Genomic DNA, 16,506 nt, shown 5'->3' with positions numbered 1-16,506 from the left:
TCGGCCCGAGACCGCCTGGCCCCGGTCGCCGCCTCGGCCACCGACACCGCCGCGCCCCCGGGCCCGTCCCGGCCCGGGCCCGTTCCGCTTCCGGGGCCCGTATCGGCCCCGAGGCCGCCCAGGCTCCGTCGACCGCCTCGCCCCCGAGACCGCCCAGGCTCCCTTGACCGTCTCGCCCCACGAGACCGCCTCGTCGTCGGGGCCCGTCTCGCCCCGCGGCCCGTCTCACCCCGTGGCTCACTCCGTGGCGCCGCCGCGCTCCGGGGCGCCGCCCCGCGCCCCCGTCAGCCCGTCCAGCAGCAGCGCGGTGAAGTCGCCCGCCCAGCCGGCGTCCACGGGTTCGCCGCTCACCAGCGACCGGTGCACCACCGCACCGGCGATCGTGTCGAAGATCAGGTCCGCCGCGCGTCCGGCCGCAGCGGCGCCCTCGGTCCCGGGGGCGTCCGGCGGCAGTTCGCCGCGCCGCTGCGCGCGCTCCCGGCCGAGCAGCACCAGCCGCTTCTGCCGGTCCACGATCGCCGCCCGGACACGGTCCCGCAGCCCGGTGTCCCGGGTGCTCTCGGACACCACCGCCATCAGCGCGGTCTTGGTCTCGGGGCGTTCCAGCAGCCGGGCGAACTGCAGCACGACCCCCTCGACGTCCGCCCGCAGGCTGCCCCGGTCGGGCAGTTCCAGCTCGTCGAACGTGACGGCGACGGCGTCCACCACCAACTCGTTCTTGCCGGCCCAGCGCCGGTACAGCGTCGTCTTCGCAACCCCGGCGCGTGCGGCGACATCTCCCAGGGAAAGCTTCGACCAGCCCAGCTCGACCAGCGCGGACCGGGTCGCGGCGAGGATGGCGCGGTCCACCTCCGCGTTGCGGGGGCGTCCGGTGCGGCGGGCGGGGGGAGCCATGGCCGAGACCTTACCGCCCGGTAGTCGGTGAGCGAGATCACCCGGCGCCGGCCGTTCCGCGGGGCGGGCGGGGTTGCGCGGGCGGGGTGCCGAAGAGTTACGCTACGGCCCGTAGCGTAAGAGCGACAGCCACTGGCGCCGGGTGGGGACCCGGTGCCGCAGCGAAATCCGAACGGTTCCTTCCTGAACCCGGCGGCCCGCGTTCCTGGCCGTGAGCCCCGCAATCCGGCGGGTGCCGGCGGGTCCGGCGGGCCCGGTCCGTACCCGTCGGCGCCGTGCTTTTCCGATCAGCCGCGGAAGAGGGGAGGATGTACCCATGCAGCCACGGAACATGTCCATGAGCGGAGTGGTCGACCTCGCCGCGGTGAAGGCCGCCGGGGAAGCCAAGCAGAAGGCGGAGCAGGCGCGTGCCGAAGCCGGGCGCACCGGCCGTCCGGCCGGCGCGGCCGTCTCGACGGTGGTCGACGTCGACGAGGCGGGGTTCGAGCGCGATGTGCTCCAGCGCTCGGCCGAGGTGCCCGTCGTCATCGACTTCTGGGCCGAGTGGTGCGAGCCGTGCAAACAGCTGAGCCCGGTGCTGGAGCGGCTGGCCGCGGAGTACGCGGGCCGCTTCGTGCTCGCCAAGATCGACGTCGACTCGAACCAGACCCTTTTCCAGCAGTTCGGCGTGCAGGGCATCCCGGCCGTCTTCGCGGTCGTGGCGGGCCAGGCCCTGCCGCTGTTCCAGGGGGCCTCCCCGGAGCCGCAGATCCGCCAGGTGCTCGACCAGCTGATCCAGGTCTCCGAGGAGCGCTTCGGCATCGTCGGCGCCCCGGTGCAGCCGGGCGAGGAGGCCGCCGAGCCGGCCCCGGAGCCGGCCGGTCCGTACGACTCCGCGCTCGCCGCCGCGCACGAGGCGCTGGACGCCGGTGACCTGGACGGCGCCGTGCGGGCGTACGAGAACGTCCTCGCCGACGAGCCGGCCAACACCGAGGCGAAGCTGGGCCTGGCCCAGGCGGAGCTGCTGCGCCGGGTGCAGGGCGCCGACCCGCAGGCGGTGCGCAAGGCGGCGGCGGACAGCCCGGACGACATCGACGCCCAGCTGGCGGCGGCGGACCTCGATCTCGCCGGCGGCCATGTCGAGGACGCCTTCGGGCGGTTGACCGACGTGGTCCGGCGCACGGCGGGGCAGGACCGGGAGAAGGCGCGGGTGCGCCTCCTGGAGCTGTTCGAGGTCATCGGCTCCGACGATCCCCGTGTCGTCACGGCCCGCAGCACCCTCGCCCGCGTGCTCTTCTGACGGACCTCCGGCCGGCGTCCGGTCCGGCCCTTCTGCGACCACACACCCCCGGGCGGCCGCGCTTTACCAAAACTTGGTAATCGCGGCCGCTGTTACTTGCAGTAAGAGTTGCCCGGCCTTCTGTCCGGTTGTGTGGTGATTTCTTCGGACCTTCCGGTTCATCTCGCAGCGACGGTGCGTGCCCGCTCGAGACGCTTCGGCCGCCCTGCGGTTATCTCGCCGTTACTCGCAAGTAATGAACCCCTTGTGTCCCGGCCGGTAATGCACCACGATCGGCCACGCTCGGTCCATTCCCGCAGTGTTGGCATCCAGTCGGCAGCGCGGGCTCTCTGGGTCCCCACCGAGCAGGCCGGCGTCGGGACGACACCGGCCTTGGACAGGGGGGTCTCTGCCTTGGCAGGGCCTGTCCAGGAGGTTGCGCGAGAGCGTGGCCAGTGGTTGTCGCTCGGGGGTGATCGCCGGAGTTTCGGGACACGCTTTCGTCTCCGAGTACGGCGCTCTTCTTCCCGAGGACGTAGCACTTCTCCCCTCCCAGGTCCGGGGCTTCTCCCGGCCGGAGATGTACGTCCGAGAAGGAGGAAAGTCATGGAGTCCCAGGCTCGTGGCGGGACCAGATGGAAGCGGTTCGCCGTAGTCATGGTGCCGAGCATCGCGGCCTCCGCCGCGGTGGGTGTCGCCCTCGCGCAGGGCGCGCTCGCGGCGTCGTTCAGCGTGTCCGGTCAGTCGTTCAAGGTTTCGGCCGACCGGCTCGACGGCGAAGGGTTCGTCCAGTACGGCGCCGTCGCCGAGGGTGTGGACCTCAAGGGCAACAAGGCGGCCCACCCGGTCGCGGTGTCGGCGTTCAAGCACGCCACGATCAAGAACATGTGCCAGTCGGTCGTCACGCCGAACATCCCGGTGCTCGGTTCGGTGTCGCTCCAGCTGAAGGCCGGTGGCGGTTCGCAGGCGGTGGAGGCCGACAACCTCTACATCGACGTCGCCGACCTGAACGCCAACGCGACGTTCAAGAACATCGACATCGGTGTCGCCGCCGGGTCCACCACCAAGGGCCCCGGCATGAAGGGCGGCAAGGAGCAGGCGAACCCGAACGGTTTCGCCCAGCAGGCCGATTCGGCCGTGCTGACCGATGTGAAGCAGACGGCCTGGGCAACCAGCGCCGGAACCTTCAAGCTCAGCGGCCTCAGCATGAAGCTGCACAAGGGCGTCAAGGAGTGCTACTAAGCCTCGCCCGGACGGGCGGGGACCGCTCTGGGGTTCCCCGCCCGTCCACTTCACCATCTTTTAGCGCACTGCCCGTATCAGGGAGCTGTTTTCCATGAGCGCCGAGTCACCGGGTCCGAGCGGCCGTATCCACAATTGGAGGCTTCGCTTCCGCGCCTGGCGCGGCAGCCGGCCGTTCTGGGCGGGTCTGCTGACCCTGCTGGGCGGGGTGCCGATCGCGTACTTCCCGTACGCCAATCTCACCGTCGGCCAGCTGACCATCCGCATGGCCACGACCGCGGGCGCCGGCTCGCTGGTCATCGGAGTGCTCCTGATGGTCCTCGGGCTGACCATGTGGTACCAGTCCGTCGCCCGGGTCTTCGCGGGTGTCGCGGCCATCATGCTGGCCATCGTCTCGCTGGTCGTCTCCAACATCGGAGGCTTCCTCATGGGCTTCCTGCTGGCCCTCGTCGGTGGCGGTCTCGCCATCTCCTGGGCGCCCTCGGGCGGCCGGGCCGGTCAGCGGTCCGCCGGTCACGGGGACGACCCCCGGGAGGACGGCGGAGCCGCGCCGGAACCGGCGGTCGCCGGTGCCGGGGGCCTGGCGGACGACGAATCCAAGAATGGGAGGCACCGTGCGGGGTGACGAGGCTCAGCTGGAGGGTGAGAGCCACCGCCGTGCAACAACGGGACCGCGCCACGCGGCCCCGAGGAAGTCCATGCTCACCCGCCTTCACATGCCCGCGGGCAAGGCGGTTGCCCTGGCGGCCATGCCGACCGCCGTTCTGATGGGCATGGGACTCACTCCTCAGCTCGCCCAGGCCGACCCGAAGAATCCGGGCCCCTTCAAACCCGGCAAGTGCGTGTCCCAGCCCGACGAGGCCGACGAGAAGGAGGCCGAGAAGGCGGAGGACGAGGCGGCAAAGGCCGAGAAGGAGGCCGAGGAGGCGAAGGAGGAGGCCGCGAAGGACAAGGCCGGTGACACTCCCGAGCCGTCCGGCAGCGCCTCCCCCGAGCCCGAGCCGTCCGGCAGTGCCGGGTCCGGCGAGGAGGAGGCCGGGGAGGCCGAGCCCGCCCCGTCCGAGTCCGGGACGAAGAACCCGCTCGACCCGCTGGGCGTCGGCGACGCGCTCGGCAACCTCTTCGGCGGCGGCGAGGACGAGCAGCCCGCGGACGAGCCGTCCGGGACCGGCGAGCCGGAGGCCTCCGCGGAGGCCGGGGCCGAGGAGTCCCCGGACGCCCCGGCTCCGGAGGACGGCGCCGGCAAGGCCGTCGAGGACACCGTGGGCGGTCTGACCGACGGTGCGAAGTCCGCGCTGGAGAAGGCCGAGGAGAAGGCGGAGAAGGCGCGCGAGGAGGCCGAGAAGGCCGCCGAGGGCGCCGGGGCGGCGGTCCCGGGTGCGGACGGCCTGCAGCCCTTCCCCTGCCCCGAGTACGACCCCCAGGCGCTCGCGGACGCCGAGCTGGAGAAGACCCCGCTGCTGCCCGACGACCCGTGGACGCTGGAGAGCAGCAAGCTCTCCCTGCACGGCCTGGACTACCAGGGGATCGTCAAGGTCAAGACCTGGAGCGGCGAGGTGAAGGAGGTCCTGAAGTTCACCGCCAAGGGCGTGGACATCAAGGACCTGCACCAGCTCGTGGTCGGCCCGAACGGCACCACCAGCCATGTGAAGGCCGCCGAGGGCAGCAACTCCACGATCCGCAACGGCGAGGTGACGATGTACACGGAGGAGCTCAAGGGCAACCTCCTGGGCATCATCCCGATCACCTTCAGCCCGAAGAGCCCGCCGCCGCTGAACATCCCCGAGGTCTTCTTCACGCAGGTCACGGTGAAGCAGGCCGGCCAGTTCGGCGGGGAGCTGACCGTGCCGGGCATGCACCTCTACAACGAGGCCTGAGACACACCCGGGAGAGACTTCCCCCCGCTCACCCGCAGACTGTCCGGGAGCCGCACGGACGAGAGGGCCCCTTCCCGAAACCCGGGAAGGGGCCCTCTCGTCCGTGCGTTCGCGCCTCCCGGGCCGGTACGGACACGCCGCCGGTCAGGCGCCCTCGCCGCCGAGGTGGTGCACCCGGACCATGTTGGTGGTGCCCGGGACACCGGGCGGGGAGCCGGCCGTGATGATCATGGTGTCGCCCTCGTTGTAGCGCTGGAGCTTCAGCAGCTCGGCGTCCACCAGGTCGACCATCGCGTCGGTGTTGTCCACGTGCGGCACGACATAGGTCTCCACGCCCCAGCTCAGCGCCAGCTGGTTGCGGGTCGCCGCCTCCGTGGTGAACGCCAGGATCGGCTGCACGGCGCGGTAGCGGGAGAGCCGCCGCGCGGTGTCGCCGGACTTGGTGAAGGCGACCAGCGACTTGGCGTCGAGGAAGTCCGCGATCTCCGCCGCCGCGCGGGCCACCGACCCGCCCTGGGTGCGCGGCTTCTTGCCCGGGACCAGCGGCTGGAGGCCGCGGGAGAGCAGCTCCTGCTCGGCCGCCTCGACGATCCGGGACATCGTCTTGACCGTCTCGATCGGGTACTTGCCGACGGAGGACTCGGCGGACAGCATCACGGCGTCCGTGCCGTCCAGGATCGCGTTGGCCACGTCGGAGGCCTCGGCGCGGGTCGGCCGCGAGGAGTTGATCATCGACTCCATCATCTGCGTCGCGACGATCACCGGCTTGGCGTTCCGGCGGCACATCTCGATGAGCCGCTTCTGCACCATCGGGACCTTCTCCAGCGGGTACTCCACGGCCAGGTCGCCGCGGGCCACCATCACGCCGTCGAAGGCCAGCACGACCTCTTCCATGTTGGCCACGGCCTGCGGCTTCTCGACCTTGGCGATGACCGGCACCCGGCGGCCGACCTCGTCCATGATCCGGTGCACGTCGCGGACGTCGGCGGCGTCGCGCACGAAGGACAGCGCGACCATGTCGCAGCCCATCCGCAGCGCGAAGCGCAGGTCGTCCATGTCCTTCTCGGAGAGCGCCGGCACGTTCACGGCCACTCCGGGCAGGTTGATGCCCTTGTGGTCGGAGATCACTCCGCCCTCGATGACGATGGTGCGGACCCGCGGCCCGTCCACCTCGGTCACCTGGAGGGCCACCGCCCCGTCGTTGATCAGGATCGACTCGCCCTTGGAGACGTCGCGGGGCAGGCCCTTGTAGGTGGTGCCGCAGATCGACTTGTCACCGGGCACGTCCTCGGTGGTGATCACGAACTCGTCACCGCGCACGAGTTCGACCGGGCCCTCGGCGAAGGTCTCCAGGCGGATCTTGGGGCCCTGGAGGTCGGCGAGCACGCCGACCGCGCGGCCGGTCTCCTCCGACGCCTTGCGGACGCGGTGGTACCGCTCCTCGTGCTCCGGGTGGGATCCGTGGCTCATGTTGAAACGGGCCACGTTCATACCGGCCTCGATCAGCGACTTCAGCTGGTCGTAGGAGTCGACGGCGGGGCCCAGGGTGCAGACGATTTTGGAACGGCGCATGAGGGCGATCCTATCGGTTTGTTTCGGAGCGGAATTATCGAGTCGGTAACGTGCCGGGCAGGCGGCTCCGCGGTGTCAGCCGGGTACCGCGCCCACCAGCTCGTATGCCTGGGCGGCGATCTCCAGTTCCTCGTCGGTGGGGACCACGGCCACCGCCACCCGGCTGCTGTCGGCGGAGACCAGCCGGGCGCCCCCGCCGCGCAGCGCGTTGCGCACCGGGTCGATCTCGATGCCCAGCGCCGTCAGGCCGCTCAGCGCCGCCTGCCGGACGGCGACGGAGTTCTCGCCGACACCGGCCGTGAAGGCGACGGCGTCCACCCGGCCGAGTACCGCGGTGTACGCCCCCACATACTTCCGCAGCCGGTGCACGTACACCTCGAAGGCCAGCCGCGCCGCGTCGTCGCCCTCGGCCATCCGGCGGCCGATCTCCCGCATGTCGTTGTCCCCGCACAGCCCGAGCAGCCCGCTGCGCTTGTTCAGCAGGGTGTCGACCTCCTCGGCCGGCATCCCGGCCTCGCGGACCAGATGGAAGATCACCGCCGGGTCGAGATCGCCGGAGCGGGTGCCCATGACCAGGCCCTCCAGCGGGGTCAGGCCCATCGAGGTCTCGACGCACACGCCGCCCCGGACGGCGGAGGCGCTGGCGCCGTTGCCGAGGTGCAGCACGATGGTGTTCACCTGGTCCGGGTCCCGGCCGAGCAGGGCCGCGGTCGCCCGGGAGACGTAACTGTGCGAGGTGCCGTGGAAGCCGTAGCGGCGGATGCCGTACGCGTCGGCGGTGGCCGTGTCGATGGCGTAGCGGGCCGCGTGCTCGGGGATCGTCGCGTGGAACGCCGTGTCGAAGACGGCGACCTGCGGCAGGTCCGGCCGCAGCTCGCGGGCGACCCTGATGCCGGTGATGTTCGCCGGGTTGTGCAGCGGCGCCAGCGGCACCAGCTTCTCGATCTCCGCCAGCACCTCGTCGGTGACCAGGGTCGGCTCGGTGAACCGGGTGCCGCCGTGCACGACGCGGTGGCCGACCGCCGCCAGCCGCGGCGAGTCCAGCCCGAGGCCCCGGTCCGCCAGCTCGCCGGCGGCCTGCCGCAGCGCGGCCGCGTGGTCCGCGACCGGGCCCTCGCCGATGCGCTCGACCAGCCCGGAGGCGAGCAGCGCGCCCCGGCCGCCCGTGACCGTGCCGGCGCCACCCGCCATGTCCAGCAGCTGGTACTTGACGGAGGAGGAGCCGGAGTTCAGCACCAGCACCCGGGTCGCGGCCCCGGAGGCGTTCCCGGAAGCGGCTTCCGGGGCGGCCGCCGACGAGGCTTCCGTCCTGTCGTTCACGGGTTGCCCCCCTGTGCCTGGATCGCGGTGATGGCGACCGTCGTCACGATGTCCGGCACCAGGGCGCCGCGCGAGAGGTCGTTCACCGGTTTGCGCAGCCCCTGGAGGACCGGGCCGACCGCGACCGCGCCGGCCGAGCGCTGGACGGCCTTGTACGTGTTGTTCCCCGTGTTCAGGTCCGGGAAGACCAGCACGGTGGCCCGGCCCGCCACCTCCGAGCCCGGCAGCTTGGCGGCGGCGACGGTGGCGTCCACGGCGGCGTCGTACTGGATCGGGCCCTCGACCAGCAGGTCCGGCCGCAGCTTCCGGACCAGCTCGGTGGCCCGGCGGACCTTGTCGACGTCGCGGCCGGAGCCGGAGGTGCCGGTCGAGTACGACAGCATGGCCACGCGCGGCTCCACGCCGAACTGCGCCGCCGTGGCGGCCGACTGGACGGCGATGTCGGCGAGCTGCTCGGCGTCCGGGTCCGGGTTGACCGCGCAGTCGCCGTAGACCAGCACCCGGTCGGCCAGGCACATGAAGAAGACGGAGCTGACGATCCGGGCGCCCTCCGCGGTCCTGATGATCTCGAACGCGGGGCGGATGGTGGCGGCGGTGGAGTGCGCGGCCCCGGAGACCATGCCGTCGGCCAGGCCCTCCTGGACCATCAGCGTGCCGAAGTACGACACGTCCGCGACCACGTCGTACGCCAGCTCCCGGTCCACGCCCTTGTGGGCGCGGAGCTTCGCGTAGCGCTCGGCGAACCGCTCCCGCAGCGGCGAGGTGCGCGGGTCGACGATCCGCGCGTCCCGCAGGTCGACGCCGAGATCCGTCACGCGTCTGCGGACCGTCTCCTCGTCGCCCAGCAGCACCAGGTCGCAGATGTCGCGGCGCAGCAGCACATCGGCCGCGCGCAGCACCCGCTCCTCCGTGCCCTCCGGCAGTACCACCCGGCGGCGCCGCTCCCGGGACCGCTCGATCAGCGCGTGCTCGAACATCATCGGGGTGACCCGGCCCGACCGGGCCAGGCTGATCCGCTCGGTGAGCGCGGCCGTGTCCACGTGCCGGTCGAACAGGCCGAGCGCGGTCTCCGCCTTCCGCGGCGAGCCGGCGTTCAGCTTGCCCTCCAGCGCGAACAGCTCCCCGGCGGTCGGGAAGCTCTTGCCCGGCACCGACACGACGGGTGTGCCGGGCGCGAGCCGGGAGGCCAGCGCCATGATGTCCGGCCCCGGCCGCTCGTCCAGGGTCAGCAGCACGCCCGCGATGGACGGCGCGCCCGCCGCGTGCGCCGCCAGCGAGCCGATGATCAGGTCCGCGCGGTCGCCGGGGGTGACGACGAGGGCGCCCTCGGTCAGGGCGGCGAGGAACGTCGGCAGCATCGCGCCGCCGAAGACGAAGTCGCGGGCGTCCCGCGAGAGGCCCGCGTCGTCGCCGAGCAGCACCTCGGCGCCGAGCGCCTGCACGATCTGGCGCACGGTCGGCGCGGACAGCGAGGCGTCCTCCGGGAGTACGTAGCAGGGCACCGGCAGCCGGGAGGCCAGTGCGTCGGAGACGGCCTGCCGGGCGCCGGGGTCGACCCGGTTGGCGATCACGGCCACGACGTCGCAGCCCAGGGAGTCGAAGGCCGCGTACGCGTTGCCCGCCTCGGCCTGTACGGACTGCGCGGTCTGGTTCTGGCCGCCCACGACGGCGAGCAGCGACGCCCCGAACTCGTTGGCGAGCCGGGCGTTGAGGTTCAGCTCGGCGGGCAGCGCGGTGTCCGCGTAGTCGGTGCCCAGGACGAGCACGAACTCGTACTCCCGGGACACCCGGTGGAAGCGGTCCACCAGCCGGGAGACCAGCTCGTCGGTGCCCCGCTCGGCCTGGAGCGCCGCGGCCTCCTCGTAGCCGGTGCCGTAGGCGGTCCCGGCGGGCTGGGACAGCCGGTAGCGGGCGCGCAGCAGCTCGAAGAGCCGGTCCGGCCCGTCGTCGTGCACCAGCGGGCGGAACACCCCGACCCGGTCCACATGGCGGGTGAGCAGCTCCATCACCCCGAGGTCGACGACCTGGCGGCCGTCGCCGCGGCCGGTCCCGGTCACGTACACGCTGTGCGACACGGTGCTCTCCGTTCCTCGGCGGCCACCCTCGCACACCGGCCCCTCCCGTGCCCGTCCGGACGTGCGGGAGCGCGAGCGGTCCGCCAACCGTGAAACAATCGGATTGACTGCACACGTACCTCCCCCGTCTTCCGTCACGGGGAACCCCAGGAGCAGGAGACAGAGCACGATGCGCATCGGAGTCCTCACCGCAGGCGGCGACTGCCCCGGTCTGAACGCCGTGATCCGATCCGTCGTGCACCGGGCCGTGGCCGGCCACGGCGACGAGGTCATCGGGTTCGAAGACGGTTTCAAGGGGCTGCTCGACCGGCGCTACCGCAAGCTCGACCTCGACGCCGTCAGCGGCATCCTGGCCCGCGGCGGCACCGTCCTCGGCTCGTCCCGGCTGGAGCGCGCCCGGCTCAGCGAGGCCTGCGAGAACACCGAGGAGCTGAGCCGCGAGCTGGCGCTGGACGCCCTCATCCCGATCGGCGGCGAGGGCACCCTGACCGCCGCCCGGATGCTGTCCGACGCGGGCATGCCGGTCGTCGGCGTGCCGAAGACCATCGACAACGACATCTCCTCCACCGACCGGACCTTCGGCTTCGACACCGCCGTCGGCGTCGCGACCGAGGCCATCGACCGGCTGAAGACCACCGCCGAGTCGCACCAGCGGGTGATGGTCGTCGAGGTCATGGGGCGGCACGCGGGCTGGATCGCGCTGGAGAGCGGCATGGCGGGCGGCGCGCACGGCATCTGCCTGCCGGAGCGGCGCTTCGAGGTCGACGACCTCTGCAAGATGGTCGAGGAGCGCTTCGCCCGCGGCAAGAAGTTCGCGGTCATCTGCGTCGCCGAGGGCGCGCACCCGGCCGAGGGCTCCATGCCGTACGAGAAGGGCGCCATCGACCAGTACGGCCACGAGCGGTTCGCCGGGATCGGCAACCGCCTCGCGGCCGAACTGGAGCGCCGGCTCGGCAAGGAGGCCCGGCCGGTCATCCTCGGCCATGTGCAGCGCGGCGGGACCCCGACGGCGTACGACCGGGTGCTCGCGACCCGCTTCGGCTGGCACGCGGTGGAGGCCGCGCACCGCCGGGACTTCGGCCGGATGACGGCGCTGCGGGGCACGGACATCACGATGGTGCCGCTGGCCGAGGCCGTCACCGAGCTGAAGACGGTGCCGGAGCACCGCATGGACGAGGCGGAGTCGGTCTTCTAGCAGAGGTCTTCCGGCTTGTCGTCCGCCCTGTCGTCCGGCAGCCCTCCGGCCCTTCGTCCGGCCGTCGTCCGGCAGCCGCCCGGGCCTCCGGGGCGGCACGGAAGCTTCCGGGGCGCGGCCTCCGGGGCACCCGGTGCGCCGGTCCGGGCAGCCGCCGCGGGCCGCCGGTTCCGGAAAATCTGAACAGCGGGCGCGGGCGCGCCGTACCGGGTAGGAACACCGTCCCCCCGGAGGAGGCATCCCCCGTGAGTTCCTACCGACGCGCTTCGCAGACCGGAATCTCGATGCGCACCGCGGCCATCGCCCTCACGGTCGTCGCCGTGCTCGCACTCGTCCCGGTGCTCATCTCGCTGCAGAGCGGCAGCGAGGCCAACGCCGACGAGGACGCGGCGACCGTGCCCGTCGCCGGGGCCCAGGGCCCCGTACCCGAGGCGCAGACGGGCGCGAACGCGGCGACACCCCAGGAAGCGGTCGACGCCGGACGGCTGACCGAGAGCGAGAAGAACTTCCTGGTCGCCGTCCGGCAGGCCGGGCTGTGGGAGATCCCCGCGGGCCAGATGGCGCAGACCCAGGCGGGCAGCGCGGCGGTCAAGCGGGCCGGGCACCATCTGATCGAGGGTCACGCGAAGCTGGACCAGCTGGTCCGCGAGGACGCGAAGATGCTGAACGTCCAGCTCCCCGACAAGGCGACCGAGGAGCAGCAGGGCTGGGTGGCGCAGATGAAGGCCGCCGAGGGCGCCGAGTTCGACAAGCTCTTCGCCAACCTGCTGCGCGCCTCGCACGGCAAGATCTTCACCACCATCGCGCAGGTCCGCGGAGGCACGCAGAACGACATCATCCGCCGCCACGCCCGGCAGGCCAACCAGACCGTGCTGGACCACATCGAGGTGCTGGAGGACACCGGGCTGGTGGACCCCGAGACCTTCGAGGAGGTCGAAGCGGCCGTGACGAAGTGAGCCGGACGCCCGGGAACGCGCACCCGGCGGCGCGGTCAGCCCTTGACCGCGCCGCCCAGCGCGAAGCCGCCGCCCAGCCGCCGGGAGATCAGCACGTACAGCAGCAGCACCGGTGTGGAGTAGAGGATCGAGAACGCGGCGAGCTGGCCGTAGACCACCGAGCCGTGGTCGCCGAAGAAGGTGAAGATGCTCACCGACGCCGGCAGTTGGTCGGGGGAGAGCAGCAGCATGAAGGGGACGAAGAAGTTGCCCCACATCATGATGAAGCTGTAGACGGTGACGACCGCGACGCCCGGCCCCATCAGCGGAAGCACCACCCGCCCCAGCGTCTGGAGCGCGGACGCGCCGTCCGTCCAGGCGGCCTCCTCCAGCACGACCGGGACGCCGTCCATGAAGTTCTTCATCAGCCAGATCCCGAACGGCAGCTGTGAGGTGGCGAGGAAGAGGGCGGTGCCGTGCATGGTGTCGACCAGTTCGACCTGCACGAAGAGCCCGTACACCGGCACCATGATCGCGGTGATCGGCAGACAGGTGGTGAACAGCACCGTCAGCAGATACGGCCGGACGGCCCGGGAGCGCAGCCTGGACAGCGGATACGCAGCGAGGGCCGAGCACACCACTGTCAGCACCGTCGCCCCGCCGCACAGCAGCAGGCTGTTGAGCATCGGCGTGTAGGTGATCTCCGGTGTCAGCACGGCCGAGTAGTTGTCCAGCGTCGCGGGGGACGGCGGCGCGACCCGCAGGTCGGCGTCCGCGTCCAGCGAGGCCAGCACCAGCCAGGCCAGCGGCAGGACGAACGCGGCGGCCACGGCCAGCAGGGCGAGGTCCGCGGCGAGCCGGCCGCGCGGCCGCCGGAGCAGCCGCGGGGCGTTCCCCGAGGCCAGGGGCGAGAGCGGCCGCCGGGCGGCGAGCGGTGAGCGCATGCCGGTCACACCTCCTCCCGCATCAGCCGCAGATAGACGACCGAGAACAGCGCCCCGACGAGCAGGAGCAGCAGCGCCACCGCGGTGCCGTAGCCGATGAAGCTCTTCAGGAACGCCTGGTCGTACATGAATACCGGCAGCGTCTGGCTGCGGTTGCCGGGACCGCCGCGGGTCATCGCCCAGATCAGCCCGAAGACGGACAGCGTCTGGAGGGTGTTCAGCATCAGGTTGGTGCCGATCGAGCGGCGGATCATCGGGAGCGTCACCCGGAACAGCCGCTGGAATCCGCTCGCGCCGTCGACCTGCGCGGCCTCGGTGATCTCCTTGGGGATCTCCGACAGGGCGGCGGAGTAGACCAGCATCGAGAAGGCGGTGCCGCGCCACACGTTCGCGAACGACACGGCGAGGATCGGCAGCGTGAACAGCCAGTTCTGGGACGGCAGATGCAGCCAGTCCAGCACCATGTTGAGCGTTCCCTCGCGGCGGAAGAAGGCGTACAGCAGAAAGCCCGCGACGATCTCGGGCAGTACCCAGGCGCAGATGACGATGGTGCCGGTGACGGTGCGGACCGGTTTCGACGCGCGCTGCATCAGCCCGGCCAGCGCCAGCCCGAGCGTGTTCTGGCCCAGGATCGAGGAGATGACGGTGAAGACCAGGGTCAGTACGACGGCGTTGCGGAAGTTGTCGTCGGCGAAGGCCCGCCGGAAGTTCTCCAGGCCCACGAAGTTGGTGGAGGAGGCCCCGGTCAGCTGCATGTCCGTGAAGGCGATCCAGACGCAGTAGCCGATCGGCCCGGCGAGGAACAGCAGCAGCAGCGCGGTCGCCGGGGCGACGGGCAGCCAGCGCAGCGCGCCCTGCCGCCTCTTCGCGCCGCCCCGGCCCGCCGCTCCGGTCCGCACCGGCGCGGCGGGCCGGCCGGCCGCGGTGCTCACTCCGACCCGTCGGTCACCGCGCCGTCGGCGATCGACCGGAGTTGTTCGTCGTACGCCTTCGCCGCCTGGGCCGGTGTGGCGTCGCCCGTGGTGACGGCCTCCATCGCCTCGCCGATCGCGGACGACACCTGCGGATAGGCGGGCACGGCCGGCCGGTAGTGGGTGTGCTCCACCAGTCCGGTGAAGAAGTTGACGCCCGGCATCGACCGGCGGTATTCGGGGTCCTCCGCGACGTCGTCGCGGACGGCGATCTGCGCCCCCTCCACGCACCACTTGACCGCGTTCTTCTTGTTCTGGAGGGTTTCGATGAACTTCCAGGCGAGGTCCGGGTTCCCGGCCTTCTGCGGGATCGACCAGGTCCAGCCGCCCGACATGCTGACCCTGCCGGGCTCCGCGCCGTCCTGGGTGGGCATCGCGGCCTGCCCGAGCACCTCGGACCACTCGGGCCACGGCTGGCCGCCGGACTTCAGCCAGTTCTGCCCGAGCCAGGAGCCGTCCAGGGCGATCGCCAGCTCGCCCTCGGGCAGCCAGTCGTTGGCGACGGTCGTGCCGACGGTCGGGTCGAGCGCGTCGGAGACGTCCGGGCCCAGCTTCTCGCCGTAGACGGTGCGGAGGAATTCCAGCGCGTCCCGGAAGCCCTTGCCGCCGGTGACCCACTTCTTCTGCCCGGCGTCGTACAGCGGGTCCTCGCCCGTGCCGTACAGCAGCATCTCGAAGCCCTGCATCACGGAGGTCTCGCCCGGGGCCTTGCCGGTGTAGACGTTGAGCGGGGTGACGCCCGGGACCTTCTCCTTGATGGTGCGGGCGGCCTCCAGGATCTCGTCCCAGGACTCCGGCTGCCAGTCGCCGGGCAGGCCCGCCTTGGCGAAGATCTCCTTGTTGAACCACAGGCCCCGGGTGTCGGTGCCGTCCGGGACGCCGTACGTCTTGCCGTCCTCGGCCCGGGCGGCGGTCTTCGCGGTGTCCGCGAAGCGGTCCCAGTTCTTCCAGTCCTTCAGATAGCCGTCCAGCGGGCGCAGATAACCGGCCTTGATGTCGGAGTTGATCCGGAAGGTGTCCTCGTAGACCAGGTCCGGCGAGGTGCTCGGGGAGCGCATCATCTGCTGGACCTTGGTGGCGTAGTCGTTGTCCGGCGCCTGGATCGGCACCAGCTTGACCTTCTTGCCGGGATTGGCCTTCTCGAAGTCCTTCTTCACGGCCTCGAGGTAGTTGTCCTTGAAGCGGACGTTGTTGTCCGTGGATCTGTTGTAGGCGACTTCGATGGTGTCCGGGTCGCTCGACGATCCGCCGCCGCAGGCCGTGACGGCGCTGGCGGCCAGGACGGTGACGAGGATGAGCGGGGCGGTGGGGCGCACGGCACGACCTCCTTGTGCGCAGCCGACGGCTTGACTGCCCGGTGACCGTACGGTTGTTCAGAATGTCAGGTCAATAGACGTGAACGAGGTGCCCGGCGGACGACAACAGGTGGTCAGCGGCCGCTCAGCCAGCGGTAGCACAGCTCCGGCCGGCCGACGTGCCCGTACTGCGGCCGCCGTTCGGCCTGCCGGGCGTCCACCAGGTGCTCCAGATAGCGCCGCGCGGTGATCCGGGAGATGCCCACCGCCTCACCCGCCGCCTGCGCCGTCAGCCCCGCCTCGCCGGAGTCGCGCAGCGCCCGGGTCACCGACTCCAGCGTCGGGCCGCTGAGCCCCTTGGGGAGCGCGGCGGGCTGCGGGGCGCGCAGCGCCGACAGCGCGCGGTCCACCTCCTCCTGCCCGCTGGCCTCGCCCGCCGCGCCGCGGAACTCGGCGTACCGCAGGAGCCGGTCGCGGAGCGTGCCGAACGCGAACGGCTTCAGCACGTACTGCACCACCCCGAGCGACACGCCCTCGCGTACGACCTCCAGGTCGCGCGCCGAGGTCACGGCGATCACGTCGGCGGTACGGCCCGCGGCGCGCAGCGACCGCAGCAGCCCCAGCCCGTGACCGTCCGGCAGATAGAGGTCGAGCAGCAGCAGGTCCACCGGGTCCCGGTCGAGACGGCGGCGCGCCTCGGCACCGGAATGGACGGTACCGGCGACGGAGAAACCGGGGATCCGCTCGACGTACAGGGCGTGCGCGTCGGCCGCGACGGGATCGTCCTCGACGACGAGTACGCGGATGGGCGCGGTCCGGGGACTCACCGGGCCGCTCCCGTGCCGCGCGCCGCGGAAGCGCCCGCCGCGGCCCCCGCCCTCCCGGCGATCGGCAGCCGTACGGTGAACTCCGCGCCGCCGCCCTCGGC

At 71.9% G+C, this 16,506-nt stretch carries 14 protein-coding genes; 6 read left to right on the top strand and 8 right to left on the bottom strand.

Features of this window, described 5'->3' with window-relative positions; all coding sequences use genetic code 11:
* Positions 1 to 237: 237 nt before the first annotated feature.
* Positions 238 to 894, bottom strand: a complete 657-nt coding sequence (locus GCU69_RS09710) for a TetR/AcrR family transcriptional regulator (RefSeq protein ID WP_156205692.1) — start codon at positions 892 to 894, stop codon at positions 238 to 240.
* Positions 895 to 1,210: 316 nt separating this feature from the next.
* Between GCU69_RS09710 and GCU69_RS09705 the strand changes: the two genes are divergently transcribed.
* From GCU69_RS09705 to GCU69_RS09690, 4 genes are all read left to right on the top strand, one after another.
* Complete coding sequence (locus GCU69_RS09705) at positions 1,211 to 2,173, top strand: tetratricopeptide repeat protein (RefSeq protein ID WP_156205691.1); 963 nt, start codon at positions 1,211 to 1,213, stop codon at positions 2,171 to 2,173.
* 585 nt (positions 2,174 to 2,758) lie between these two features.
* Positions 2,759 to 3,394 (top strand): DUF6230 family protein, encoded by a 636-nt coding sequence (locus GCU69_RS09700; protein ID WP_098753959.1) that lies wholly within the window; start codon positions 2,759 to 2,761, stop codon positions 3,392 to 3,394.
* 94 nt (positions 3,395 to 3,488) lie between these two features.
* Positions 3,489 to 4,019, top strand: a complete 531-nt coding sequence (locus tag GCU69_RS09695; RefSeq protein ID WP_098753960.1) for a DUF6114 domain-containing protein — start codon at positions 3,489 to 3,491, stop codon at positions 4,017 to 4,019.
* A gap of 73 nt (positions 4,020 to 4,092) precedes the next feature.
* The gene (locus GCU69_RS09690) at positions 4,093 to 5,271 is read left to right on the top strand and encodes a hydrogenase expression protein HypF (RefSeq protein ID WP_235978357.1); all 1,179 of its coding nucleotides are present in this window, start codon (positions 4,093 to 4,095) and stop codon (positions 5,269 to 5,271) included.
* A 144-nt stretch (positions 5,272 to 5,415) separates the two neighbouring features.
* Here the strand turns inward: GCU69_RS09690 and pyk are convergent, their stop codons facing one another.
* From pyk to pta, 3 genes are all read right to left on the bottom strand, one after another.
* Complete coding sequence (pyk, locus tag GCU69_RS09685) at positions 5,416 to 6,843, bottom strand: pyruvate kinase (RefSeq protein WP_098753961.1); 1,428 nt, start codon at positions 6,841 to 6,843, stop codon at positions 5,416 to 5,418.
* Positions 6,844 to 6,918: 75 nt separating this feature from the next.
* Positions 6,919 to 8,085: an acetate kinase gene (locus tag GCU69_RS09680; RefSeq protein WP_235978359.1), complete on the bottom strand. Its 1,167-nt coding sequence runs from the start codon at positions 8,083 to 8,085 to the stop codon at positions 6,919 to 6,921.
* 74 nt (positions 8,086 to 8,159) lie between these two features.
* Entirely contained in the window at positions 8,160 to 10,238 is a 2,079-nt protein-coding gene (gene pta, locus GCU69_RS09675) for a phosphate acetyltransferase (protein WP_156205689.1), read from the bottom strand.
* A 169-nt stretch (positions 10,239 to 10,407) separates the two neighbouring features.
* Between pta and GCU69_RS09670 the strand changes: the two genes are divergently transcribed.
* Positions 10,408 to 11,433: an ATP-dependent 6-phosphofructokinase gene (locus GCU69_RS09670; RefSeq protein WP_098753964.1), complete on the top strand. Its 1,026-nt coding sequence runs from the start codon at positions 10,408 to 10,410 to the stop codon at positions 11,431 to 11,433.
* Between the two features lie 245 nt (positions 11,434 to 11,678).
* Positions 11,679 to 12,389 (top strand): DUF4142 domain-containing protein, encoded by a 711-nt coding sequence (locus GCU69_RS09665; RefSeq protein ID WP_235978356.1) that lies wholly within the window; start codon positions 11,679 to 11,681, stop codon positions 12,387 to 12,389.
* A gap of 35 nt (positions 12,390 to 12,424) precedes the next feature.
* Here the strand turns inward: GCU69_RS09665 and GCU69_RS09660 are convergent, their stop codons facing one another.
* The 4 genes from GCU69_RS09660 to GCU69_RS09645 form a co-directional block, all read right to left on the bottom strand.
* Positions 12,425 to 13,312, bottom strand: coding sequence for a carbohydrate ABC transporter permease (locus GCU69_RS09660; protein ID WP_098753986.1), 888 nt, complete (start codon positions 13,310 to 13,312; stop codon positions 12,425 to 12,427).
* A 5-nt stretch (positions 13,313 to 13,317) separates the two neighbouring features.
* Positions 13,318 to 14,211 (bottom strand): carbohydrate ABC transporter permease, encoded by an 894-nt coding sequence (locus GCU69_RS09655; protein WP_098753987.1) that lies wholly within the window; start codon positions 14,209 to 14,211, stop codon positions 13,318 to 13,320.
* Between the two features lie 29 nt (positions 14,212 to 14,240).
* Complete coding sequence (locus tag GCU69_RS09650) at positions 14,241 to 15,599, bottom strand: ABC transporter substrate-binding protein (protein WP_156205688.1); 1,359 nt, start codon at positions 15,597 to 15,599, stop codon at positions 14,241 to 14,243.
* Positions 15,600 to 15,712: 113 nt separating this feature from the next.
* Positions 15,713 to 16,405, bottom strand: coding sequence for a response regulator (locus tag GCU69_RS09645; RefSeq protein ID WP_098753967.1), 693 nt, complete (start codon positions 16,403 to 16,405; stop codon positions 15,713 to 15,715).
* Positions 16,406 to 16,506 lie beyond the last annotated feature (101 nt).

The organism is Streptomyces lycii (genome assembly GCF_009735685.1).
GTDB classification, from domain to species: Bacteria; Actinomycetota; Actinomycetes; order Streptomycetales; family Streptomycetaceae; genus Streptomyces; species Streptomyces lycii.
This window is presented reverse-complemented; position numbering and strand designations above follow the sequence as displayed.

Bases quoted from the DNA above. Each gene is read 5' to 3' on its own strand.
- GCU69_RS09695 (WP_098753960.1), top strand. From the start codon at position 3,489: ATGAGCGCCGAGTCACCGGGTCCGAGCGGCCGTATCCACAATTGGAGG.
- GCU69_RS09690 (WP_235978357.1), top strand. From the start codon at position 4,093: ATGCTCACCCGCCTTCACATGCCCGCGGGCAAGGCGGTTGCCCTGGCG.
- GCU69_RS09700 (WP_098753959.1), top strand. From the start codon at position 2,759: ATGGAGTCCCAGGCTCGTGGCGGGACCAGATGGAAGCGGTTCGCCGTA.
- GCU69_RS09670 (WP_098753964.1), top strand. From the start codon at position 10,408: ATGCGCATCGGAGTCCTCACCGCAGGCGGCGACTGCCCCGGTCTGAAC.
- GCU69_RS09710 (WP_156205692.1), bottom strand. From the start codon at position 894: ATGGCTCCCCCCGCCCGCCGCACCGGACGCCCCCGCAACGCGGAGGTG.
- pyk (WP_098753961.1), bottom strand. From the start codon at position 6,843: ATGCGCCGTTCCAAAATCGTCTGCACCCTGGGCCCCGCCGTCGACTCC.
- GCU69_RS09705 (WP_156205691.1), top strand. From the start codon at position 1,211: ATGCAGCCACGGAACATGTCCATGAGCGGAGTGGTCGACCTCGCCGCG.
- GCU69_RS09660 (WP_098753986.1), bottom strand. From the start codon at position 13,312: ATGCGCTCACCGCTCGCCGCCCGGCGGCCGCTCTCGCCCCTGGCCTCG.